Origin of the sequence: Halomonas sp. JB37, assembly GCF_002332255.1 — a bacterium.
In the GTDB taxonomy this organism is placed as follows: Bacteria; Pseudomonadota; Gammaproteobacteria; order Pseudomonadales; family Halomonadaceae; genus Vreelandella; species Vreelandella casei.
Genome location: NZ_NRGW01000001.1, coordinates 3,417,967 through 3,441,439, shown reverse-complemented (window position 1 = coordinate 3,441,439; position 23,473 = coordinate 3,417,967). Strand labels below are relative to the sequence as shown.

Annotated in this window: 19 protein-coding genes and 1 pseudogene; 8 read left to right on the top strand and 12 right to left on the bottom strand. The window is 53.5% G+C overall.

Annotated elements, in window-relative coordinates; all coding sequences use genetic code 11:
• Window positions 1–39: 39 nt before the first annotated feature.
• Entirely contained in the window at window positions 40–960 is a 921-nt protein-coding gene (locus tag CIK78_RS15990; RefSeq protein WP_096281905.1) for a DMT family transporter, read from the bottom strand.
• A gap of 93 nt (window positions 961–1,053) precedes the next feature.
• Between CIK78_RS15990 and CIK78_RS15985 the strand changes: the two genes are divergently transcribed.
• Window positions 1,054–1,956, top strand: coding sequence for a LysR substrate-binding domain-containing protein (locus tag CIK78_RS15985; RefSeq protein WP_096281904.1), 903 nt, complete (start codon window positions 1,054–1,056; stop codon window positions 1,954–1,956).
• Between the two features lie 66 nt (window positions 1,957–2,022).
• On the opposite strand, the gene CIK78_RS15980 is transcribed toward CIK78_RS15985, so the two are convergent.
• Window positions 2,023–2,415 carry a RidA family protein gene (locus CIK78_RS15980; RefSeq protein ID WP_096281903.1) on the bottom strand — a complete coding sequence of 131 codons (393 nt, stop codon included), beginning with the start codon at window positions 2,413–2,415 and terminating at the stop codon, window positions 2,023–2,025.
• 141 nt (window positions 2,416–2,556) lie between these two features.
• Here CIK78_RS15980 and CIK78_RS15975 point away from each other — a divergent pair, with 141 nt between their 5' ends.
• The gene (locus CIK78_RS15975; protein ID WP_096281902.1) at window positions 2,557–3,483 is read left to right on the top strand and encodes a LysR family transcriptional regulator; all 927 of its coding nucleotides are present in this window, start codon (window positions 2,557–2,559) and stop codon (window positions 3,481–3,483) included.
• Between the two features lie 11 nt (window positions 3,484–3,494).
• On the opposite strand, the gene CIK78_RS15970 is transcribed toward CIK78_RS15975, so the two are convergent.
• A complete protein-coding gene (locus CIK78_RS15970) occupies window positions 3,495–4,430 on the bottom strand; it encodes a LysR family transcriptional regulator (protein ID WP_096281901.1) in 936 nt (311 codons plus the stop codon).
• Between the two features lie 180 nt (window positions 4,431–4,610).
• Between CIK78_RS15970 and CIK78_RS15965 the strand changes: the two genes are divergently transcribed.
• Together CIK78_RS15965 and CIK78_RS15960 are read left to right on the top strand one after the other, a co-directional pair.
• Window positions 4,611–5,735, top strand: coding sequence for a M20 family metallopeptidase (locus CIK78_RS15965; RefSeq protein WP_096281900.1), 1,125 nt, complete (start codon window positions 4,611–4,613; stop codon window positions 5,733–5,735).
• Window positions 5,736–5,808: 73 nt separating this feature from the next.
• A complete protein-coding gene (locus CIK78_RS15960; RefSeq protein ID WP_217990295.1) occupies window positions 5,809–7,203 on the top strand; it encodes an AbgT family transporter in 1,395 nt (464 codons plus the stop codon).
• 15 nt (window positions 7,204–7,218) lie between these two features.
• On the opposite strand, the gene CIK78_RS15955 is transcribed toward CIK78_RS15960, so the two are convergent.
• The 5 genes from CIK78_RS15955 to fhuE form a co-directional block, all read right to left on the bottom strand.
• Entirely contained in the window at window positions 7,219–8,028 is an 810-nt protein-coding gene (locus CIK78_RS15955; protein WP_096281899.1) for an ABC transporter ATP-binding protein, read from the bottom strand.
• On the bottom strand, window positions 8,025–9,068 hold the full coding sequence (locus tag CIK78_RS15950; RefSeq protein WP_096281898.1) for an iron ABC transporter permease: 1,044 nt from the start codon (window positions 9,066–9,068) through the stop codon (window positions 8,025–8,027). The genes CIK78_RS15955 and CIK78_RS15950 overlap by 4 nt, the downstream gene beginning before the upstream one ends.
• On the bottom strand, window positions 9,065–10,093 hold the full coding sequence (locus tag CIK78_RS15945; protein ID WP_255249114.1) for an iron ABC transporter permease: 1,029 nt from the start codon (window positions 10,091–10,093) through the stop codon (window positions 9,065–9,067). Before CIK78_RS15945 ends, CIK78_RS15950 begins: the two co-directional genes overlap by 4 nt.
• Before the next feature lie 25 nt (window positions 10,094–10,118).
• Complete coding sequence (locus CIK78_RS15940) at window positions 10,119–11,111, bottom strand: iron-siderophore ABC transporter substrate-binding protein (RefSeq protein ID WP_096281896.1); 993 nt, start codon at window positions 11,109–11,111, stop codon at window positions 10,119–10,121.
• 88 nt (window positions 11,112–11,199) lie between these two features.
• A complete protein-coding gene (gene fhuE, locus CIK78_RS15935; protein ID WP_255249113.1) occupies window positions 11,200–13,377 on the bottom strand; it encodes a ferric-rhodotorulic acid/ferric-coprogen receptor FhuE in 2,178 nt (725 codons plus the stop codon).
• Between the two features lie 524 nt (window positions 13,378–13,901).
• Here fhuE and CIK78_RS15930 point away from each other — a divergent pair.
• The 3 genes and pseudogenes from CIK78_RS15930 to CIK78_RS15920 all read left to right on the top strand — a co-directional run bounded on the left by CIK78_RS15930 (window position 13,902) and on the right by CIK78_RS15920 (window position 17,248).
• Window positions 13,902–14,624 carry an MIP/aquaporin family protein gene (locus CIK78_RS15930; protein WP_096281894.1) on the top strand — a complete coding sequence of 241 codons (723 nt, stop codon included), beginning with the start codon at window positions 13,902–13,904 and terminating at the stop codon, window positions 14,622–14,624.
• Window positions 14,625–14,711: 87 nt separating this feature from the next.
• Complete coding sequence (gene glpK, locus CIK78_RS15925) at window positions 14,712–16,217, top strand: glycerol kinase GlpK (protein WP_096281893.1); 1,506 nt, start codon at window positions 14,712–14,714, stop codon at window positions 16,215–16,217.
• A gap of 291 nt (window positions 16,218–16,508) precedes the next feature.
• A pseudogene (locus CIK78_RS15920) lies at window positions 16,509–17,248 on the top strand (ion transporter).
• Window positions 17,249–18,226: 978 nt separating this feature from the next.
• Here CIK78_RS15920 and CIK78_RS15910 read toward each other — a convergent pair.
• Genes CIK78_RS15910 through CIK78_RS15900 form a run of 3 tightly spaced genes read right to left on the bottom strand, consistent with a single transcriptional unit; the run spans window position 18,227 to window position 21,378 of the window.
• The gene (locus tag CIK78_RS15910) at window positions 18,227–20,284 is read right to left on the bottom strand and encodes an FUSC family protein (RefSeq protein WP_096281891.1); all 2,058 of its coding nucleotides are present in this window, start codon (window positions 20,282–20,284) and stop codon (window positions 18,227–18,229) included.
• A 3-nt stretch (window positions 20,285–20,287) separates the two neighbouring features.
• Complete coding sequence (locus CIK78_RS15905) at window positions 20,288–21,160, bottom strand: HlyD family secretion protein (RefSeq protein WP_096281890.1); 873 nt, start codon at window positions 21,158–21,160, stop codon at window positions 20,288–20,290.
• Window positions 21,160–21,378, bottom strand: coding sequence for a DUF1656 domain-containing protein (locus tag CIK78_RS15900; protein WP_096281889.1), 219 nt, complete (start codon window positions 21,376–21,378; stop codon window positions 21,160–21,162). The genes CIK78_RS15905 and CIK78_RS15900 overlap by 1 nt, the downstream gene beginning before the upstream one ends.
• A 281-nt stretch (window positions 21,379–21,659) precedes the next feature.
• On the opposite strand from CIK78_RS15900, the gene CIK78_RS15895 reads away from it, so the two are divergent.
• On the top strand, window positions 21,660–22,397 hold the full coding sequence (locus CIK78_RS15895) for a YoaK family protein (protein WP_096281888.1): 738 nt from the start codon (window positions 21,660–21,662) through the stop codon (window positions 22,395–22,397).
• Window positions 22,398–22,424: 27 nt separating this feature from the next.
• Here the strand turns inward: CIK78_RS15895 and CIK78_RS15890 are convergent, their stop codons facing one another.
• Window positions 22,425–23,327 (bottom strand): LysR substrate-binding domain-containing protein, encoded by a 903-nt coding sequence (locus CIK78_RS15890; RefSeq protein ID WP_096281887.1) that lies wholly within the window; start codon window positions 23,325–23,327, stop codon window positions 22,425–22,427.
• Window positions 23,328–23,473: the final 146 nt, after the last annotated feature.

The following is a 23,473-nucleotide window of genomic DNA, read 5'->3' as shown; positions in this document are numbered from 1 at the left end:
TAGATTAATCGTAGTATCTATGTTTGTGGTTTAAATCGGTCACTGTACATCGTCAAGCAGCACTACCACGCCTGCCGTTAATATCATGCCCATTCCCAGCCAGGTCATGGCGTCAGGTATTTCGTTAAACAGCAGATACCCCCACGCACTGGCGAAGATGAGGTAGGCGTAATCGAAGGTTCCTATTAACGCCAGCGGTGCGATTTGATAGGCCCTGGCTACACCGCTATTAACGATGATGAGCAGGAGCGTATAGGCCGCTATCAGTAAAAAGTCTGAGATATCGAGTGGTTGCCAGTGAGCAAAGAGAAAAGGAGTGCGTTCTTCGAGCTGGGCAGTTGCGCCGGTAGCCACTAAGGCACTGAAGACAATGCCTGCCGTTAGGAAGGCTAGGTTTAGCCCGAGGGTGAGGATAAGAGGGTGTTCTCTTTGGCAGTGACGACGAGTGATCATCATCGCCAGGGCATAGAAGATAGCCGCAAGTACGGGCAAAAGGGTGGCGGGTGTAAAGGTGTCCTCACCAGGCCGTAAGACGACTAGCACGCCTAGAAACCCGCAGATAATTCCCACCCAAGCCTGCCATGACAGGCGCTCGCCTGCACTAAAGGCAGCCAGCAGGGCAATAAATAAGGGCGTGGTATAAATAGCGACAGCCGCTACCGACAGTGGAATAAGCGGTAGCGCGGCGTAATACGCAATCCACATAAACAGCAAAAGCAGGCTTCTGATCGCGACCCATCGCAGTGATTTAACGCGGGGTCTCGGCCCAGAAGTGCCAATCAACAACCCTCCTAATACCGGTAGCGAGAGCAACGATGCGATGACATAAAGCTGCCATAACGACATACTGTCACTGAGATACTTAACCAGCGCGTCGGTTAACGCGAGCAGAAAAACCGCCCCCACAATCAGCATGATTCCTTGTGAAATATTATCTTCTTTGGTTGTAGCAGGCTTCATTGCAGCGTTCCGAGTATGAGTTCTATACTAGAATGCGCCTGCCGCTATCAGTGCTTCAAACGACTTTTGAATTACAATACATAAGCTCAGGTTATGGATAAATATATCAAGTCTCTTCCGCCGCTTGCGACCCTTCGACCCTTTGAGGCCGCCGCGCGGCTTGAAAGCTTTTCGCGAGCCGCCGATGAACTTCATCTAACCCAAGCGGCTATCAGCCGACAGATTCGTGCGCTTGAAGACGACCTTGGCGTCATGCTTTTTGAGCGCCGTAATCGCGGTGTGTTTGTTACCCGAGAGGGACGTGAATTTGGTCGCACGGTGTCCCAGGCACTGGAAAGCATTGCTAGCAGCGCTCAAACACTGCGCGGCGACCCTGACGATCAGCGCGTAATACTGTTCTGCCAGCTATGCGAAGCCTTTTATTGGCTAATGCCTCAGCTGGCTGACTTTAATCGCCGCCATCCTGAGATTGAGATTCAGCTGGCCACCTCGACACGCCCAATAACTGAATTTACCGGTCGCTTTGATGTTGCGCTGCAAACCAACGGCAGGCCGAGTGGCGGTCATCGCCTAATGTTTACCGCTTACGATGAGATATTTCCGGTCTGCAGCCCGGCTTATGTGAGCGATGTCATGACACCGTTGAACTTGGCATCGTTGCCTACGCATCGGTTGCTGCACCATCGTGCTGAACCGGCAGATTGGCTGGAGTGGGAAGGTTGGTTAAGCGTTATGGGTATCGCCAATAGCTCGCTAGATCACAGTGCTGCCTTTGATAGCTACCCGTTATTGCTACAAGCCGCGGTCGCCGGGCACGGTATCGCCTTAGGCTGGCGGCGCACGACGCAGCGGCTGATTGATAATGGCGAACTGATACGGCCTGTCGTTGAGAGTTTGCCTCAGCATGATGCTATCGCTCTATATACGCGTCAGGGGGCGTCTCGTCACGCGGCTAGCGACGCGTTATTAGGCTGTCTACGTGACGTGACGTGCTAAGCGATGCTAGCGTTGCTTAAACTGGCTAATAAGTCTGGATGCGTGGCCACTATCGGCGCGGCGTGATTAACCGGGTAACCGTGCAATGACTTTGATTTCAAAGTCGAACCCTGCCAGCCAGGTCACGCCAACGGCCGTCCAGTTTGGGTAGGGTTTGTCTGGAAATGCACGCGCTTTGACTTCCAACCAGGTGGCGAACTGAGCTTCGGGGTCGGTATGAAAGCTCGTCACATCGACGATATCCTCAAAGCTTGCACCGGCCGCTTCCAGGATACTCTGTAGGTTATCGAAAGCGAGTTGTACCTGAGTGGCAAAGTCCGGCTCGGGCGAGCCGTCTTCACGGCTGCCGACCTGGCCGGATACGAATAGAAGATCACCAGAGCGGACGGCGGCGGAATAGGCATTCTGTTCATAAAGCGCCTGGCGGCCAAGGGGGAAAACAGCGTCACGTTTAGCCATGTGTATCTCCATCAATAGGTCGACACCGACCTTTTGTTTACAGTGAAATCACTTTAAACCTGCTTTCGTGCTGGATAAACGGCGAATTCTGTTCAACATTGTTTGTATATTTCAAACAATCACGAGGTGGTTGGCACAGCTATGGATCGTTTCAACGCAATGCAGGCATTTGCTCGGGTCGTGGAGACAGGCAGCTTTACTAAGGCCGCTGAAACACTTCACATGAGTAAGACCAGCGTGACGCAACTCGTGCAGGCCTTGGAGGCACGGCTGCGAGTAACGCTGCTTAACCGGACCACACGCAAGGTGAACGTCACTGCGGATGGCGCGGCCTACTACGAGCGCGTCATCAAGCTGCTGGGCGATATGGATGATGCCGAAACCAGCCTTTCCAACGCCTCGGTGTTGCCTCGTGGCCGGCTTAGAGTCGATGTTCCCGCCCCTCTGGCCCGCATGATCCTCATTCCGGCCCTGCCTGCGTTCCATGCTCGATATCCCGATATTCAGCTCGATATGGGGGTGAGTGATCGCATGGTGGATTTAATTGGTGAAAGTGTGGACTGCGTGGTGCGTGGTGGGGAGCTTACCGATTTATCGTTAATGGCACGTCGCGTGGGCGACCTGAGCCTTGGTGTTTACGCTGCGCCGAGCTATCTGGAGCGTGCTGGGATACCTGTACACCCACAAGAACTATCGCTTCCGCCTCACTACATCGTCGGTTTCAGGTGGTCGCGCGCGGGCTTGGACTTTCCTTATGCCATGTACCGCCACGGTGAGCATCTCTCAGTGAAAGGGCGTTATGTGATTTCGGTCGACGACGGGAATGCTGGACTTGCCGCGGGGCTGGCGGGGCTCGGCGTGCTTTGGCTCCCGGATTACATGGCCAAGGAGCACGTATCCCGCGGGGAGCTGGTTCGCTTGTTTGATGAGTGGCACCTGGCACCGATGCCGATGTATGTCGCATTTCCACTGAATCGTCACGTCAGCGCTAAGCTGCGCGTATTCATCGATTGGGTGGTGGAGTTAATGGATCAGCATGCGCCTATCGTGAATCGTCTGGCTACGTGAGCTGCCAGCCGTTATTCGCGCCAAATTGACTGAGACTGCATCGAGTTAACCAGGACTTTCCAAAGATGCTCCGCCGCAGGTGTGAATCTGCGCCCTTGGCTACGGACAAGGTGACAGGTCGCGGTATAGGAGAGCGGGTGGTCAATTGGAATTGCCACAATGTCACCGCGCTCAACTAAATGCCGAGCTAACGGCCGCGTCATAAAAGCAATGCCTAACCCTGACATCACTAAAGCCGCTGCCGTCGAAAAATGATTACATTGATAGGCAGGCAGTGGCGCCAGCTGCTGTTCACGAAACATCTCATTGATGTAAAGCTGAATGCCGAACTGCTCTGCCATAAAAACTAACCGTTGGGCTGCCAACGTTTCAAGCGTGATTGTTTCCAGCGTTGCAAGCGCATGATCCGGCGGGAGGATCGCGCAAATAGGCCCACGGTTAAAGCTGCGAACCATGACCGGCGGGTCGCCTAGCGGCCCAAAGCTAATCGCCATGTCAACTTTTCCGCGCAATATCATGTTGATGGTTTCACTCATGTTGCCCGAGTGAATATCGACAAACACATCAGGGTAATCCGCACTAAATTGCGCTAGTGGCCCTTTCACGAACTCACTGATCATGCCTTGTCCAACGCGAAGGCTGACGCTGCCACGGCGCAAGTGGCGCATATCTTGTAACGTCTCGGCTAGCTGGCGCCGACGGTAGAGCATCTCTCTGTGATGCTCTATCAAAAGCTTACCCGCTTGGGTAACCACTACGTTTCTGCCCTGTTTTTCAAGTAATGGAATTTGTAAGTAGCGCTCAAGTATCGACACCTGACGACTAACCGCGGATGGATTGACGCCTATCGCTTCAGCGGCAGCTCTAATGCCACCCTGCATGGCGACCTCATAAAGATAGGCCAGCCTGTTTTCGGTGATTTGCTGGCCTATTAGTTGCTCTCTCATTGGCGTTGCCCTTGTTGGCGCTAATGTATAACAGTTGCTTTCAAGGCAACGATTATGTTGCTTGCTTCTTATTCTTTCTACTGTGGGGCGACCACATACTGATGATTACCAATAGAGCAGCGCACCGTACTTAAGGCTTTTAACGACGCGTCGGCTTGTTATCAACAGCGATGAGGTTGTATGAAAACTATCCACGATTATTTGCATGCAAATCAACGATTCATTTTGGACGATATTGAAAAACTGGTAAGAGCTGAGTCGCCCTCGAATGATAAAGCGGCTGTCGATGCGTGCGGACAAACGTTGAGCCAGTTATTTCTGGATAGGCTCAACTGCCAACCGGATGTTTATCCACAGGCCGAGAAAGGCGATCACCTCGGCTTTACCATAGGTGAGGGCAAGCGCCAGATACTCATTCTTGGGCATTTTGACACGGTCTGGGATATCGGGCGGCTTTCTATTCGACGTGAAGAAGACAAGTTTTACGGCCCGGGAATTCTCGATATGAAGGCTGGCCTTGTGCAGGCGGTTTGGGCTGTTAAAGCACTAAACGAGCTAAACCAGTTACCCAGTGCGCGCATTCGCTTTCTCTGCACCAGCGATGAAGAGTTGGGAAGTCCCACGTCCCGTGAGCGTATCGAACAGGAATCTGTCGCTAGTGATGTCGTGCTTGTCGTTGAGCCGGCCACCGCTAAAGGCAGCGCGTTGAAGACTGCTCGTAAAGGCTCGGGACGCTTTTACATGCATATTACGGGTAGAGCGGCCCATGCAGGTAATAACCCAGAAGACGGTGTGAACGCGATTGAAGAGCTTGCTCATCAAGTTCAGTACCTGCATAGCTTAGCCGATACTTCCCGCGGGACGACGGTTAATGTCGGCATGATTCAGGGCGGCGGGCCACTCAACGTAGTGCCGGAGACCGCAGAACTGGGTGTTGACGTGAGAGTGTCTGCTTTAGATGAAGCGGAACGACTGCAGAAGGCGATTTATAACAGCCAGCCTCACCACTCTGAAGCAACGTTAAAGGTGACAGGTGACATGACGCGCCCACCGATGGAACGTACGCAAGCAACGGAAAAGCTATTTTTGATAGCCCAAAAGGCAGCGGGTGAGCTTGGCTTTGAGCTAACAGAAGCCTCGGTAGGCGGCGGTAGCGATGGCAATTTTGCGGCCGCTAAAGGTATTCCTACCCTGGATGGTTTGGGGGCTACAGGAGCCGCTCCGCATGCTGAATATGAGCATATCGAAATCGAGACGGTGGTGCCGCGTACCTGCATGCTAGCCGAGCTGATACGTCAAGTTTAACGACGAGAGAACTCTCGGCGTTCGCTTAATAACGTACTGAACATACTTAGAAAAACAGTCAGGAAACGAATACGTGAAGACTAAATCATTACAAAAGTTCACTATGCCCGATGCCTTTGTCATTCTGTTTGGGCTTTTACTAATCGCTTGGTTGTTAAGTTTTTTCATTCCTGCCGGGGCATTCGAACGAACGACGGAAGGCCGTCCAACCGTTATCCCCGGCAGCTTTCATATGGTCGAATCCAGCGGCCTGAATTTTTTTGATATCTTTCTTTCGATTCAGAACGGTTTTGTCAGCTCAGCGAACTTAATTGCGCTCGTATTGGTGATGGGGGGTGCCATTGCGGTTGTCGAGTCTACCGGGGCTATCAATGCGGGTATCAAAAGGCTGGTTGATAAAACTAGAGGCCACAAGTACTTGCTGGCTATCGTCGTGTCGTTTGTATTTGGCGTGGTATCAGCGATTGGCGTTGGATCGAATGCGGTTATCGCTTTTATACCTCTCGGTATCGTCTTAGCGCGAGCGCTTAAGTTAGATGCTATTGCGGGCATCGCGATTGTCTATCTTGGCTATTTCTCAGGTTCCGCAGCCGCTGTTTTCGACCCCATCACGTTGGGTATTGCTCAGTCTATTGCAGGGCTCCCGCTCTTTTCGGGGGCGCCATTGAGAGTTGTCCTTTTCTTTGTCCTGCTCACAGTCACCATTACCTATGTTTGCCGCTATATCAAACGAATTAGCGACGACCCAAGCCGAAGCTTGATGGGTAGCCAGCCGTTTAGCACGGAGGCGGTAGGTGCTGATGATGAAAATCTAACTTTTACACGCCTGCATATCGTAATTTTAAGCTTCTTTGTCGCCTGTTTGGGCGTATTTATTTACGGCTCTTTGCGGCTGGGCTGGGGCGTTAATGAGCTTTCCGCTATTTTCATGATTAACGGTATCGGTAGCGCGGTACTTGCTCGGTTTTCGCCCAATCAGTTTGTGCGGATGTTCATGAAAGGTGCCCAGGGAATGCTGTATGGCGCTTTTATTATTGGCATCGCTAAAGGCATCACGGTACTGATGGAAGAGGGGATGATTCTGGACACGGTGGTCAATTCCATCTTTGTACCGCTCAGCACCTTGCCATCCATGTTAGGGGCGTTGGCGATATTCGTGTTCAATCTGTTCTTTAACTTTTTAGTCCCCTCAGGAAGTGGGCAGGCAGCGGTGGTAATGCCTATTCTTACTCCGTTGGCAGACATGCTCGACATTACACGCCAAACGGCTGTTATCGCGTTCAAACTTGGCGATGGCATTACCAATATCATTACGCCTACGTCGGGTGTTTTGATGTCCGTACTGGCCGTCGGCGGTGTTCCGTGGAGTAACTGGGTACGTTTTGCGTTCCCTTTAGTATGCCTCTGGACGTTAGTCGGTATCGCCTTTGTGATCATCGCAGTATTGATTAATTACGGCCCCTTTTAAATATTCAAAGCGAGATCATCTGGCGTCGCGCACCTTACCGTGGCGCCCTAGTGGAATCATCATGGGCTTGCCGCTGACCGGGTCTTCAATGACCCGGCTCTCTAGGCCAAACACCTCCCGCACCATCTGCTCGGTGAGTATCTGCTCCGGCGGCCCCACCGCGTAAACCTGCCCCTTGGCCATCGCTACAAGTCTGTCGGCGTAGCGGGCAGCTAGGTTGAGTTCATGCAGCACCATCACCACGGTGGTACCTCGCGCCTGATTGAGATCAGTCAACAGATCGAGCACTTCAATTTGATGATTGATGTCGAGAAAGGTGGTCGGCTCATCGAGTAGCAGTACATTCGTTTGCTGCGCAAGCGCCATGGCGATCCAGGCCCGCTGGCGCTGCCCGCCCGAAAGTTCTTCTACTGGGGCATCGGCAAGCGCGGTCATGTGGGTGGCCCTCAAGGCCTCCGCGACGGCGGCATCATCGTTCGCATTCCAGCGTTTAAACAGCCCTTGATGGGGGTGACGGCCGCGGCTGACCAGATCCAGCACGGTAATGCCTTCTGGTGCGATAGGGGATTGCGGCAAAAAGCCCAGCTGTTGCGCCAGGCGTCGCGTGGGTAGCTTATGAATAGCATTGCCATCGAGCAATACGTCACCCTGGGTAGGAGCTAGCAGCCGCGAGAGCACGCGTAACAGGGTCGATTTCCCGCAGGCGTTGGCACCAACAATGGCCGTGGTATGGCCGGCACAAACGGTGAGGCTGACATTATTGAGCACGGGGCGCTCCCCGTAGCCGGCCACCAAGCCCTGGGCGAGTAACGAGGAAGCGTTCATAAAGAGCCTCTGCTTTTATTGTCGCGAATAATTAAATAAATAAGGTAAGGGGCGCCCAACACCCCGGTGACAATGCCGACCGGGTAGCGTGCGGGCAGCAGAAACTGACCTGCGTAATCGCCTAGCAATACTAATAGGGCGCCCACCAGCGCAGAGGGGATCAGCAGTGAGCCGTTTCGACCAAACAGGCGCGCGGCAATGGGGCCGGAAAGAAAGGCGACGAACGCGATGGGGCCGGAAACTGACGTCGCGAAAGCCACCAGGGCCACGGCACAAACGACGATAGTGATACGCGTAACGGCTAAACGAACCCCTAAACCTGCCGCTATATCATCCCCCATGCGCATGGTTTCAAGGTCACGGCTACGGCTTAGCAGCAGCCCGCCGAAGAGAACAAGCGCGATGAATAGCGGTAGCGCCTGGTCAAGCTGCGCGCCGTTGACACTGCCGGTCATCCAGCGCAGTGCTTCTTGCAGCGTCCAGCTGGGTGCGCGCATTAGCAGGTAGGCAGTGACGCTTTGCAGCATGGCGGCAAGGCCAATGCCGATGAGAATCAAGCGTCCGCCGGTGACGCCCTGTTGCCAAGAGAGCGCATAGATCAACAGGGCAACGCCCAGCCCAGCGCCAATTGCCACCATGGAAACGGCCGGGCCGCTCATTGATAGCACCACGATAGCGAAAACGGCGCCGGTACTGGCCCCCGTGCTGATGCCAATAATGTCGGGACTGGCGAGCGGGTTGCGTAGCATCGTTTGAAAGGCGACGCCGCCGAGGCCAAAGCAAGCCCCGGTCAGTACCGAAATGACCGCCCGCGGTAGGCGTAATTCACGCACGGTAAAGCCTGCTCCAGGGATTTCCGCACCGCCAAGAACACGCAGTACGGTCATCAGCGGGGTAAAGGACTGCCCCAGCGTTAGCGTCAACGCCACGCCTGCTAGTAACAAAACGACCAGAACCGCCATCATGCGCCGGCGGTGTTTGGCCTGTGCTTGGCGCATTCGACCGAACTCAGCCGTTACGGGAAGCGTCTGGCCGGTCATAGCGACCCTACTTTTCGGTTACGTACAATCCAGATAAACACGGGGGCGCCAATAAACGCCGTCACAATACCTACATCTAGCTCCGATGGTTGCACTATTAAGCGCCCAACGACATCAGACAGCGTGAGGAGTACGGCACCGGCCAGAGCAGAGAAGGGCAGCAGCCAGCGATAATCACCGCCGACCAGCAGTCGGCAGGCGTGCGGCACGACTAGGCCGACGAAGCCAATCGGGCCGCAGACCGCCGTAATAGCGCCGCAGAGCAGTACCGCACCGATCGCGGACATAGCCCGAGCGACGGCGATTTTTTCACCCAGCCCTGCGGCCGTATCATCCCCAAGCGCTAGTAGGTTGAGCTTGCGTGCCGCCAGCAGGGTGATCACAAATCCTACTAGTAAAAAGGGCAGCACTGGCACTATTTGATCATGAGTGGCGCCGCCGACTCCCCCCACCAGCCAAGACTGCACCAGTCCGGCAATATCGTTACGCGGCAAGATGACCGCTGTGGCCAGCGAGCTCAACGCCGCCGTGGTGGCAGCGCCGGCAAGCGCTAGCCGCAGCGGCGTGGCGCCACCGCGGGAGAGGCTCGCAATGGCGTAAACCGCAACGGCCGTTAGCCCGGCGCCCGCAATCGCGGTCCAGATATAGGCAGTCGTTTCATCAATCCCAAACCAGGCGATGCCAATCACAATGGCCAGCGCCGCTCCGGCGTTCACGCCTAACAGGCCGGGGTCAGCAAGCGGGTTGCGCGTCAGGCCCTGCATAACGCCGCCCGAAACGCCCAGCGCGGCCCCGGCAAGCATTGCCAGCAGCGTGCGCGGAATGCGATTGGCCACGGCGGCATCTCCGATGCTTTCGACCTGTCCGCTCAACGCCGCCGCTATTTCTGGCCAGCCAACATCACGGGTGCCAAAGGCCACGGAAAGCATCACCGCCAGGGCCAGTAACGCTAGCAACGCTATACCCGCCGCTAACCGCTTACTCAGTTGGCGCTGCCTAAGGAGCGTACTGTCATCCGTCGCCATCCTATCGCCAGGCGCCGTGACACCGTTAGTCTGACTGACGTGCGGCTTCTGAGAGTAGGTCAGCATAATCGTCTAATAACCAAGGGATCGACATCGGGGTAGGGTTGGCCGCAGCGCCCAGCGGTGTATTGCCCAGCAGCACAATGGCGCCGTTTTCAACGGCCGGGAGTCGGGACGTTAGCGGGTGGGCTTCGAGCTGATCAACCAGCGCTTGGCCACCGTAGGTGACGAGAATATCCACATCGTTGAGCTCATCAATCAGCTCAGAACTGATTTCGCCTGAGTATTTGCCGGGCGGTGAGTTCTGTTTGACGATCGCTGGCGAGACCATCCCTAAATCATGAAAAAACTGCACGCGCGCATCGTTGTCGTTGTAAAAAGAGATACGCCCAAGGTTAGTGGGATCAAGGTGGGTCACGAACATCGCCGTTTTACCTTCAAGCTCGGTATGGGCGGCGGCGGTATCGGCAATGGTTGTCTCAAGACGTTCGACCAGCGCCTCACCTTCTTCAGCCATGCCCATGCCCGCGCTATTGAGCAGAATCATATCGCGCCAATCGGTGGCCCAGGGGCCTTCGGTGTAGGCGACGACCGGCGCTATCTGACTCAAGGTGTCATAGTCGGATTGGCTGAGCCCTGAGTACGCGGCAAGAATGACATCGGGCTGGCTGGCGGCAACGGCTTCGAAATCAATTCCGTCACCTTCGTCGAACAGCGCCGGAAGCGGAGCATCAATCTCTGCAAAATGTGCTTCTACCCAAGGAAGCAGGCCAGAGTTGTCATCGTCACCAAAGCCTGCGGCAGCAAAGCCAACCGGCACAACGCCAAGAGAAAGCGGTATCTCATGGTTTGCCCAGGCCACCGTCGCGATCCGCTCAGGCTTTTGGGTCAGCACGGTTGTGCCCAGGGCGTGCTCAATTTCAAGCGGATATTCTTGGGCGGTAGCCAGTGTTGAGTTCAAAGCGAGTGTTGCAATCATCGCAAGGCCGAGCGTTTTACTACTCAGTAACCAGGTCATCATGACGCTCCAAATGAATAAGATGGCCGCCTCAAACGGTGTTCAAGGCGGCCATGTAGCCATCAGTGGCTGACAGCGCGTGCGTCAATTAGAACGCGTAGCGCAGTGTTGAGGAGATGCTTGCGGGTTCGCCGTAAACGCCGTAGCCACCCACATTGCTGTAGTACTTCTCATCGAACAGATTCTTGACGTTAACCTGAAGCGACAGGTCCGGCGTGAACTGGTAGCGGCCAAACAGGTTGGCCAGCGTATAGCTACTCTGCTCGAACTCGTTGGGTATTCCGGGCGGGGTAGTAAGGTCACCGGCGAAGAGGCTGCTCTGCCAGTTAACGCCACCGCCGAGGGTCAGCTCGCGTAGTTGCGGTACGTTATAGCTGGCGAAGAGGTTGAACAGCGAACGCGGCTGATTAATGTTGAACGAGTCATCGTCGGACGTTGCAGTGAAGTGGGAGTAGCCGACGGTCATATTAAGGTCCTCGGTCACCGCGCCGCTCAGCTCCATTTCAAACCCTTCACTCACTACGCCGTCAGCGGCAGAATAAAACGTCTCGGTTTGGCCAGGGCCCACCATTGGCAGGGCCGCAGCAACGTTGTCCTGCTCGATACGAAACACGGAGAAAGAGCCGTTGAGCAGACCATTGAACCACGCAGCCTTGAGGCCGGTTTCGTAGTTTTTGCCCACGACCGGATCTAGGTAGGTACCGTCAGCATCGCGATAGTTCTGGGGCTCAAAAATTTCGGTGTAGCTGGCAAAGGCCGAGTAGGTATCATTAAAATCAAACACTAAGCCGCCATACGGCGTGACTTCGTACTTGCTCTGGCTATCCAGGCTGCGGAATAGCGTCATCCCATCCCACTCTGTATAGCGTGCGCCCACAATCAGCGTTAGCGGATCAGCTAGCGAAAAGCGCGAGGCAGTATAAACGGCTTTCTGACGGGTGCTGGAAGCTTCAGAAGGGGTGAATTCAGGCCAACCTTCGTTCGGGGCCGAGCCATCCCAATGGTTTAAATCATCAACGTCAAAGCCAGAGATGAAGGTGCTTTCGTAGTCGTTGGTTTGGTCGCTGTAGCTGCCGCCGATGACAAGTTCATGCTCACGACCTAATAGTGCAAACGGGCCGCTGGCCTGGACGTCTACAGAGTCGACTTCACGGTGCCCACGGTTCCATCCGGTAAAGAAGTCCACTCCGCTACCATCCATTTGATCCGGCAGCGTTGCCTCTACGTAAGGGTAAGCCTTCTTGCCATCCATATCGGTTTTTTCATGCGTGCCCACGACGCGCACTTGCCAGTCGTTGTCGAAACGGTGGCTGATTTCAGCGAAGACTTTCTCAGACTCGAAATCGTAGTAGGACCAGTCTGGTGCGACGCTAAATGAACGTGAGTAGTTGGTGGGCGTACCGTTGCTGAACCATAGCGGTAAACCGCCCCAGGTGGGCGAGGAGGTATGGCTATCCTGGTAATCAAAGCCTATCGAAAGCGTGGTGGCATCGGTCACATCGGCGTCGATAATCCCGTAACCGAACGTGCGGCGCTTGTCCTGGCGATCAAGGTGGGCGCCGCCCTCCTCGTAACCGCCGATAAACCGCGCACGCACATTGCCTGAAGCCGTTAGCGGTGTGGTGAGATCAACGGTGGTACCTTGCTGATCCCAACTGCCCAGCGTGCCGGAAACCGAACCAGTAAACTCGCGGCTGTCAGCGTGCTTACGCACAAAGTTAACCGATGCCCCCGGGTTTCCCGAACCGCTAACGAGCCCGTTAGCGCCGCGAATCACCTCAACGCGGTCGTAGATCGCCGTATTCAGCCGGCCTTCGCCGAAGTACCAGCGGTTATCGGTATTGAGCGTCGGAATGCCGTCGTACTGAAAGCTATTGATGCGAAAGCCGCGCGCTGCAAAGCTGACGCGGTCACTATCAACATTGCGCACTGAAATGCCGGTGGTGTTTCTCAAGACGTCTTCGATGGTGGCCAGATTTTGATCCTGAATACGCTGCTCGGTGACGATGCTGATGGCTTGTGGCAGCTCTTTCTGACTCAGCGTTAAGCCTGTGCCTGCGCTAGTGGTGCGCCGCGTATAGCCAACGTTCTCATATAAATTGGTGCCGGTCACTGTCACGGTGCCTAGCGATTCGGCATCGTTGGCGGAACCCGACTGAGCCAATGCGCTGCTCGAAGCAAATAGAGAGCCCGCGATAAGTGCGGTGAAGGTAGCGCTTCGCAAGGAGAAAGAGGCCGTTAAATGGCTAGGCACAGAATGTTGCATGCAATCTAAAACATGAAGTGACGACGTTTTCATATGATCCCTTTAGTCACGCCTTGGCGGCGCTCGCTCATTAGTTTTATATCGTTCAATAACGGGGTGATCATATAAAAATGATTCGTAAATGTAAATGTGTATGAGAATTCTTAGTATTTGATGCTGACGGTAGGCTATTAGCCATTCCTGCAGGATATTAGCTATCAATTGCGCCTATAAATTACGTGGGCTTAACGGTAACGAGCCGGAAACAACTGCATCATAAAATGTTCGTTATTTGACAGGATTTGCTGCCTATGTGAATTAATGATGACTATTAACAATGTAAACTCCATATTAAACTAATGTCTATCGCTCTTTGTATTCCTTTAAAATCAACTGCATATGTGGTTATTTGAAAGGCGTTGTTTTTTTTATATTGTTTTTTTTAATACCCGCTATAGGATGCCAAAAAGAAAAATATTTTCGAAATACAACATTGGCTGCTTTCAATAAAAGCGAGCTGGGGCAAAAAGGGCGGCGGGGTGACAATGCTTGGAACAATTTTTCTACATGAAATAGCCGGTACAGCGGTATTAACGCTCTTGGGGTGTGGGGTGGTGGCTAACGTGCTGTTGAACAAAACCAACGGTAATGGCAGCGATGGTATCGTTATCTTCTTTGGTTGGGGGTTGGCGGTTTTTTGCGCGGTTTACGTCGCCTTTGACACCGGTGCCCATATTAACCCTGCCGTTACCCTTGGACTGCTTGTAGGCCCGGCAACTGAATACGCGCCCGGCATTCCTATCAACGTTGCTACCACCGCCGCCTATTTTACGGCTGAAATCATCGGTGCCTGGCTGGGCGCAGTCGTTTGTTACCTAGCCTATAAAAAGCATTACGATGACACTGAGGATGCTTCAAGCATATTAGCAACGTTCTCTACAGGCCCGGCAATTCCCTCCTACGGGTGGAATCTGGTGACCGAGATCATTGGTACCTTTGTGCTTATATTTGTCATTATCATGTTTGGCCATACGCCGTCAGGGCTTGGCCCGCTGGCCGTAGCACTGCTGGTAGTGTCGATTGGCGCTTCGCTAGGCGGGCCAACAGGCTATGCAATCAACCCCGCCCGAGATTTGGGGCCGCGTATTGCTCACGCGCTACTTCCCATTAAACATAAAGGGACAAGCAACTGGTCCTACGCATGGGTGCCAATCCTAGGGCCCGCTATCGGCAGTGTCCTTGCTGGGCTTGCCGCCTATGTTTATTAAGTCAGAGTTTATTAAGTCAGCATTTATTAAGGCAGCCTGCTGATTTTTTAAAACAATCACTTAACGTTAACGATTGAGAGGCATTTCATGAGCCAGAAAAACTACGTTCTCGCTATTGATCAAGGCACCACTAGCTCGCGGGCGATGCTATTTGACCATGACGGCCGGATAGTCAGCGTGGCGCAGCACGAGTTTGAGCAGATTTTTACGCGCCCTGGCTGGGTTGAACACTGTCCTCGCGAGATCATGACCAGCGTGCTGACCACCTTAACGGAGGTGATTAACAACAGTGGTATTGATGTTGCCGAGATCGCCTCCATCGGTATTACCAATCAGCGTGAAACCACCGTGGTGTGGGACAAAAACACCGGGCAGGCCGTCCATAACGCCATTGTTTGGCAGTCGCGCCACTCTGCCGAGATCTGCGATGAGCTGCGTGAAGCAGGCCACGCCGATATGATTCGCGATAAAACCGGGCTGGTCATTGACGCTTATTTCTCTGCCACTAAGTTGAAGTGGTTATTTGAGAACGTGGCGGGTGTTAAGGAGAAAGCGGAGAAGGGCGATCTGCTTTTCGGCACCATAGATTCATGGTTGGTGTGGAACCTGACGGGCGGTGCCGTGCATGTCACCGATGTCAGTAACGCTTCGCGTACGATGCTGTTTAATATTCGTGATCGGCAGTGGGACCCGGAGCTTCTTGAACTGTTCGGTGTCCCGGAGTCGATGCTTCCCGAGGTTAAGTCCAGCAGTGAGATCTACGGCAACATACTGCCTAAGTTCCTGATGGGCCAAGAGGTGCCGATTGCGGGTATCGCCGGCGACCAGAATGCGGCTCTGTTTGGTCAGGCCTGTTTTGAGCCAGGTATGGCAAAAAATACGTATGGCACCGGCTGCTTTACGCTAATGAATACCGGCACCCACGCCACGCCCTCTAAAAACGGTCTGCTTACCACCGTGGCGTGGGAAGTGGATGGCACGCTGGAGTACGCCTTGGAAGGCAGCGTGTTTGTGGCGGGCTCAGTGATTCAGTGGCTGCGTGATGGCCTGAGAATGCTGGGAAAAGCTTCGGATTCAGAAGCGTATGCCACACGCGCTAAAGATAATGACGGCGTTTATATGGTGCCTGCCTTTACCGGTTTAGGGGCACCTTACTGGAACTCCAACGTGCGCGGTGCCATGTTTGGGCTCTCTCGGGGAACCCAGAAAGAGCACTTTGTGCGTGCGGCGGTGGAGTCGCTTGCGTATCAAAGTGCCGATGTCCTCAAAGCCATGCAGGCTGATGCTGACATTGCGCTGACTGAGCTTCGCACCGATGGCGGGGCGATCTCCAATGATTTTCTTGCCCAGTTCCAGGCCGATATCCTGGGGGTCGACGTACTGCGTTGCGAGGTAAACGAGACCACTGCGCTGGGGGCGGCTTATCTCGCCGGACTCGCCGTAGGATTTTGGAAATCACGCGATGAGATCGTCAAGCAGTGGGCGCTAGAGCGGCGCTTTACGCCGCAGATGAAAGACGAAAAGCGCGATGAGCTCTATGCAGGTTGGAAGAAGGCGGTAAACGCCACCATGGCGTTTCACGTAGACTCCTAAGCTTAACGCGTTAGGCTCAAGTGTTTTACAAGCCCCCGGCCCAGGCTGGGGGCTTTTGCGAAAAAGGTATTCAATATTGTATTAATAATGATCTATAAAGAGTCCGGCTGGAGGCGCCGATAGCATAATTCACATATCACGTAGCGAGAACAGCATAAGAACCATTCAAACTGCGCTGGCCTCCATTGGTGATCTACGCCTTGTATCCAAGGAATAAGCGTCCGAACATGCATGCTAAGGTGGTCATCTCTCGATTGATTTACGTCAACCGACGACTGTTGGAGCGAAGGTATGAATAGAGCTATTTTATACCGTCAGTTGGCGGCGGAAGCCCGTCAGCAGCTTGGGCTGTCGCTGCTCAATAAGGTGATTTGCGCGCTGATTTTGGTTGCCTCTTTCGCGGCCATTTTAGAGACCGAACCCACACTTCGCCAACGAGCACCGGGGCTATTCTCTGTACTTGAGACCGCGTTTGTTGTGATCTTTACGGTTGAGTATCTGTTACGGCTTTATGCCATGGGTGAAGACCCGCGCTATCGCGGATTCGGTGGTCGGCTTCGCTATATGTTTACGTTCTGGGCGCTGGTGGACCTAATCGCCATCTTGCCTTACTTCTTGGGTTTTACGCCTTCCTGCTGCGGCTCTTACGCTTAGCGCGCATGCTGCGTCTCGCCCGGCTGGGGCGGTTTAGCCAGGCTTGGGTGTCATTGGCTGACGCGTTAAAGTCCCGTTCTCATGAGCTTTTGCTAAGCGCGGGCGTGGCGGGGTTGCTGCTACTATTTTCATCCTGCTGTCTTTACGTGGTGGAAGCCGCCGCGCAGCCCGAGGCGTTTGGCAGCGTGCCGCGCGCATTGTGGTGGAGCATCGCCACGCTAACCACCGTTGGCTATGGCGACGTAACGCCTATCACGGCGCTTGGGAAGTTCTTTGCGGGCCTAACCGCCGTGGCAGGCATCGGTATCATCGCCATGCCTACCGGTATTCTAGCCGCCGCATTTAGCGATGCGCTGCAGAAAAAGCGCAAACAGTAACGCATGCCAATCCTGCGCAGATAGTTTGGAGTGGCGCACAGCAAATGCGGTGTTAGGGCATTGAGCGCTGCTACAACCTCAGTCGAAGAATTGGCTAGGTTCATTGTGGGTTGTGGTCATAGCCATTCTTGGGTTTTAAAACCAGCCTACTTCGCCTTAAGGCATCTAAGATTTTATAGAATGCTTGCCAGTAGCAGCAGTATTAATAGTGAGCACAACGTTACGTATACCCAGGTAGTATTTTTTATGGCGACAGTGCCGAAGCGATTTTCGCCTCGTGTTCCTGGCCTAAAAATCATTATCAGCAGCATTATGGGTAAAACAGCGAAGAAGATTAGCATCCACCATCCCGAACTATTGAAGTCGTTTAATCGTCGGGTACAAAAAATAATTCCCATAATCGATGCAAAAATAGATATGAAAATCATCATCAAGCTTAAGGCGTCATGCCATTGATTATAATATAACTGCCATAGAACATTGCTAATGGCGCTGATTGCTGCCCATAAGGTAAAAATAAGTAAGGAGTAGGTTATGAAGCGAAGCCTGCCAAGTCGTCCTCTGCTATTGAAAATATCGGGTTTAAATCCTAATAATTTACTTTTTTTAGTGTCATTATCATCCGGTAATGAGTGGCAAGACATCGGCTTCCTCAATAAATACAGTAAGTTAAATGTTTTTTAATATTAATTAATAATAGCTTAGTTTGGCGCCAATGGATATTGTCAGGCAGGTCAATGAAATAAATTTTTGATAGACTTCAGGCGAAAATGCGCATCAAAACACATAATGATACGAAGCGCCTGCTTGCACTGGATGGTTGCTACTCTTCTATATTAAAAGGGCTCATCTATTAAAGGCCTAAGATGAGCTTATCCAAGTGTCGCGTTATGTCCTGCAATGGGTGAAATATGGATGCTGTTTAAGCCATTAAACGGGTCTGCAGCGAAGTAAGCCGATGGTTCCGATAGGAGTGCTTTATTTATTCGGACCACCTTCAAGCTTAAGATGCGGCCGCTCTGCCATGATGCGCGCCAGACGCTCAAGCGAGAGCTCCAACCGTTCAATCAGGCCTTCCAGCAGGATGCGGCGGTCGGCGGGTACATTGCCGTAGGTTGTAATCGCTGCATCCAGCTCTTTTCCTGCCTCGCGAATGCCTTGTGGCTGGTGGCCGGTAGCGCTGTGCTCAAAACCGGTAGCGAGTGTGCGCAGAAGGTTTTGATGCGCTTGGCGGATCTGCGGATGCGGGGCATCGTCTAGCCGGTCGCGCAGCCTTAGCGTGGCGGTGCCGAGATCGAGCCCGGTAAGGCCAAGAATGAACAGGTGGCGCTGCTCATCGGGCAGCATGTCATCGTGCTGTGCTAGATGCAGTAGACGGTCCGCCATGTGGCCGCTGAAGCGGGTTTCGGCGTCGCGAATGGAGTTTCGTCTCAGCGCATGGATATCTTTGGAGATCGCTTTTATCAGGCGTCGTCGTCTCAGCTGAGTGCCCAGGCCTGGGAGCAGACGAAAGGCCATGACGACGCAGCTAAGGCCGATAATCACCGAGATGGCTCGGTTGGCAAAACTATCAAACGAGAAGTCCATACCATTGCCGGGCATCGTCAATAGGATGTTGAAAATAGTAAAGGCGAGGCAGTACCCCATGGTCGCCATACTCGTGGCCCCTAACAGGCCTAAAAATAGCGGTGTTCCGAAAATGAGTGCGAGTAACGGAAAGCTATTGGCCTGAGAAAGCAGCACATGGCCAAATAGAAAAGCGCTGGGAATGGCGGCCAGCATGCCCTTATAAAACATCATGGTAATCGCTATCGGGTTGTCACGACTGGCGAAGAAAGCCGAAAACAGAGTGCCTAGCATCATCGCAATCATCGCGCTCTGCCAAGCAGTGACAATCCAAAAGGTCGCCAGCAGCGAAAACACCAGCCCTGAGCGTATGGCATTAATGCTAGCGGCAAGGTGATCGCGGTGCCAGGCTAGCTGCGATGAACGTAATTTATAGCGTCCTGGCGAGGCTATGGCTTCACGGGCATCGAGCATGACCATAGCGTGGCCAATTGATTCACGTAGCCCTAATCGAAGGCGGCGGTCTAGCGGTGCTAAGCTGCTTTCATCATCGCTTTCATGGACCTCATGACGCAGCGCTTGAAGCGCTTTTCTGGCCTCAATGACGCCTTTGACGTGTTCTGCATCACGAAAACCCTGCGCAACGCGACATGCCAACTGAAGGCTTTGTGGGTCAAGCCGGTCGGCGTGGTCGTGCATAAGTTGATGGAGTGCCTGTAAATTGGCGAAAAAGCGCAGGGTGCGGCGCGTTAGCACATGGGTCGCGCGTACCCGCCCCGGGCCAATAGGGCCTTCAAAACGCGCAGCTTGGCTATCGGTTTCTAGTAAGGTTAACGGGCCTAAGCTACCTCGAAGAGCCTTCTGCATGGCGGAAATATCGTCGCTAGCTTCCAGGCGCAGGGCGGCATGCTCAAAGGCTTCGTTGATCACGCTGTCGGCCTGGGTGGCAAGATGCGTTCCCACATGGGATGGCCATAGCAGCGAGCTAACTAACATGGCGCAGACCGCGCCCAGCCCTAGCTCGGATAGGCGCGCCACCGCGATATCGAAAATTCCCGCGGGCGTGCTACCGCTGGAAATAACTACGATCAGCATCGCGGTGACGGCCGCCATCAGGCAGCCATAGGTATAGTTATTACGCCATAGCGAGCCAACATAGGTGCATAGCATAATCCAGCTAGTCAACGTGATAAGTGCGGGTATGCGGGCTTGAGCGAAGAATGCCATGATTACAATGCCCGCTACAGCACCAATAAAAGTGCCGACAAGCTGGCAGATGCCTTTTTCGACCACCATGCCGCTCATCGGACGAATTTGCAGAAAGGCCGCGGAAATTAGCGCCCAGTAGGGGCGTTCTAAATCGAACAATAGCGCAATGTAGAGCGCAAGCATCATTGCAAGCGTGGTCTTGATGGCGAACTTCACCGCCGTGGCGTTGGGCGTCAGGTAGGTTTGCAGAAACGGCGACATGACTTACTCAGGCTGCGCGGCAGGGCGAACGCGCACGGTTGCCGTCATACCCACGCTCAGCAGCATCTCATCAGGCACTTCGTTTAACGTAATGCGAACGGGGATACGCTGCGCCAGGCGCACCCAGTTAAACGTCGGCGCTACCTGGGGTAGCAACTGCGGGTTAAGGCTGGTGTTGCTATCGGCAATGCCGCGGCCAATGCCCGCAACCCGACCGTCTAAATGAGTATCACCGTTCATCAGGATGACATTGACCGGATCGCCAACGTTGATCGATGTCATTTTGGTTTCTTCGAAGTAACCGACGACGTAGTAAGAGTTGTCGGCTATCAGTGCCATCACCGGCGTGCCGCGATTCACGTAGTTGCCTGTGGTGAGATGTACGTTAAGTACGTGCCCGCTGACGGGGGCTGTAAGCTTTGTGCGTGCTAAATCAAGCTGGGCGCTGGCTAATTGCGCCTGGGCTTGTTCTAAGTCAGCGGCGGCAATACGCGAATTAATTTGTGCAATCTGCTGATTTTCGGCACTAATCGCCCGGCTATTGCTTAATTGGTTGCGTCGGCCCTCTTCCGCGCGGTTTAACTCAAGCGTTGCCTGGCGATGGTCCACCGTGGCTTGGGCGCTGTCGACGGCAGACTGATAGCGCGTTTCATCGATATCAAACAGCGCATCGCCTTGCGCTACGTAATCGGTGTCCGCAACGTCAAGGGTACGCACCCAGCCGGAAACATCGGGGGCAATGGTGATCACTTCGGCGTGTACGCGGGCGTCGCGGGTCCAGGGAGTGTACAGATAGTAGCGCCATAGCCAGGCACCGGCGGCAATGGCAATCGCGACAATAATAAGGGTCAGCAGAATACGAAGCGAAGGGCGCATTAAGGGCTCTCAAGCAAAATGGTAAAAATGAAGGTGGTGGCTGCCGTAAAGATGACAAAAAGCGAGATATCGAACCAGGCCTCGTACCACAGCGCATACTGCCCGACTGCCCAGTGGAGCAGGGAGCGTGTCACTAGCGTTGCGACAAACCCAATCAATGCGTAAATCAGCAGTGGGCTGAGGTAAATGCCACCAAAAGCGATTTCTTGAAGACCCATAACATCCTTAAATGGCCTGGAAGCAACATAAATAGCGATGAGTGTAGCGAGGTGAATCACGCACGTTGGGCGGTTTTTCCACCTGCCAGTATAGAAAGATTACACCAATTTTTCCCTTAGCGTGATAGAGCATAAGCTGAGTTTTCCACTGCACGCTTGGGAAGCACAATAACCATCAGCGTAGGGCGTTAGAGAATCGTTCAAGTTTCATTAACGTTTTAAGAGTTATGCTTTAGTCTTAACGTCTTATTTTGTCTACTTCAAAATGGTGGAAAAGATTTGTGCTGATTAAAAAGAAGAAAGCTCGATCCCATACCGAAGATCGTTATCTGGCACTGGTGTTAGCGACGGCCGCCGGTATTCTCAACGCCATGGCCTTGGGCGCCTTTGGTTTTCTCCCTTCGCATATGAGTGGCAATGCCTCGCAAATATCGAGTGAGGTGGCTAGCTCAGATACGTATGGCTTTTTGTTTCTAGCCGCTCTGCTTCTGGCATTTGTGATAGGCGGTGGCCTTGCGCGGGTTGCCGTGATTGCTGGGCAAAAATTCAGAACAATCTTTTGCTTGATTCTCCTGGCGGAAGGTGTGGCATTAACCGCAGTGTCGGTGTTTGAAATTTTGTTTTACTCGGTACGCTTCAATGGGGAAATACTGATAACCCTGGGCTTTCTGATGGGAGTACACAACTCCACCTCAACTCAGCTGTCGAATGGGCGAGTGAGATCCACTCACGTGACCGGCACGTTGACGGATGTTGGCATTGCACTAGGCTCGTTCTTGTCGTCATTTGTTTCACGCGATAAGGGGCTCGACCGGCGTTTTTTTCAAAAGCAGCTGCACACGCATTTAACGACGATTTTTTCATTCCTTAGCGGGTGTCTGGCCGGATTAGTGTTGTTTGATTTATTCGGCTTCCACGCGATGTTGGCGCTAGGTGTTTTTTTGATCGTCGTTGCCTTGAGCGCCATTGTTATGACGGTGCGTATGGCCAGCAAGCTGATGGTCGCCAGAAAAGCTTAACGTTAAATGGCATCGCAATTGTTGCGTTCAGCGCTGTAAATACGTCCCCGGTAATTGCTCTGCTAAGAAGTCCATAAACAGCCGCGTACGCTGTGAAAGCGTGGCTTGGCGGTAGTAAACGGCATTGACGGTTTGGGTCTGTAGCTCAATGTGGTTGGGAAGCACTTCAACGAGGGTGCCTTTCTGGCGCGGCGTAATGGTCATAAAGTCGGCTAAACACACGATGCCTTCGCCCGCTACGGCCAGCTCCACTAACGTGCTGCCGCTAGAGGCCGCAAGCGTTGGGGTAATAGCCAAGAGTGCCCCATCGGCGTGACGCAGCGGCCAGCGATTGAGATGATCGAGCTGATTGAAGCCCAGCAGGCTGTGCTGTTTGAGATCATCAATGCTTTGCGGTGCGCCATGGTATTCAAGGTAGGCGGGGCTTGCCAGAATGCGCAGTGGGCTGTAGCCGAGTAAGCGTGCATGAAGCGAGGAATCTTCCAACTCGCCGATACGGATGGCCAGATCAACCCGTTGTTCTAGCAGGTCGACAAACCGGTCATGAGTGTCGAGCGCTAGTGTAATACCAGGATAGCGAGCACGAAACTTGCCAATCACCGGCACAATCACGAACTGCATAAAGCTAGGGGCTGCGTTGATCCTCAGCCTGCCCTTGGGCTGGCTATGGCGATCCAGCATTGCTTCTTCAGCCTCGTCCACGGCCGCCAGAATGTGGCGGCAGTGCCCCAAGAACGTCTCGCCTTCCTCTGTGAGCTCCAAACGACGCGTGGTTCGGCGCAGCAAGGTAGTGCCGAGCTTTCGCTCTAGGCGATTAAGCGCACGGCTAACGCCAGAGACCGTAATGCCGAGCCGTTCCGCGGCGTTAGTGATTGAGCCGCTTTCGACCACTGTGACAAATGCCTGCTGTTCTTCAAGGGTGCTTTTCATATGGGAGGCTCATTAATCAGGCATCTCGATCTTTATCTGTTGTTTTGAGATGAGTCGATAACGTTATCAGTATTGTTGATTTTAAATCAAAAGTATTTTGACCCAGCACGGCTTCTTTTCCATCTCTTTTGATCTCACAATACGCG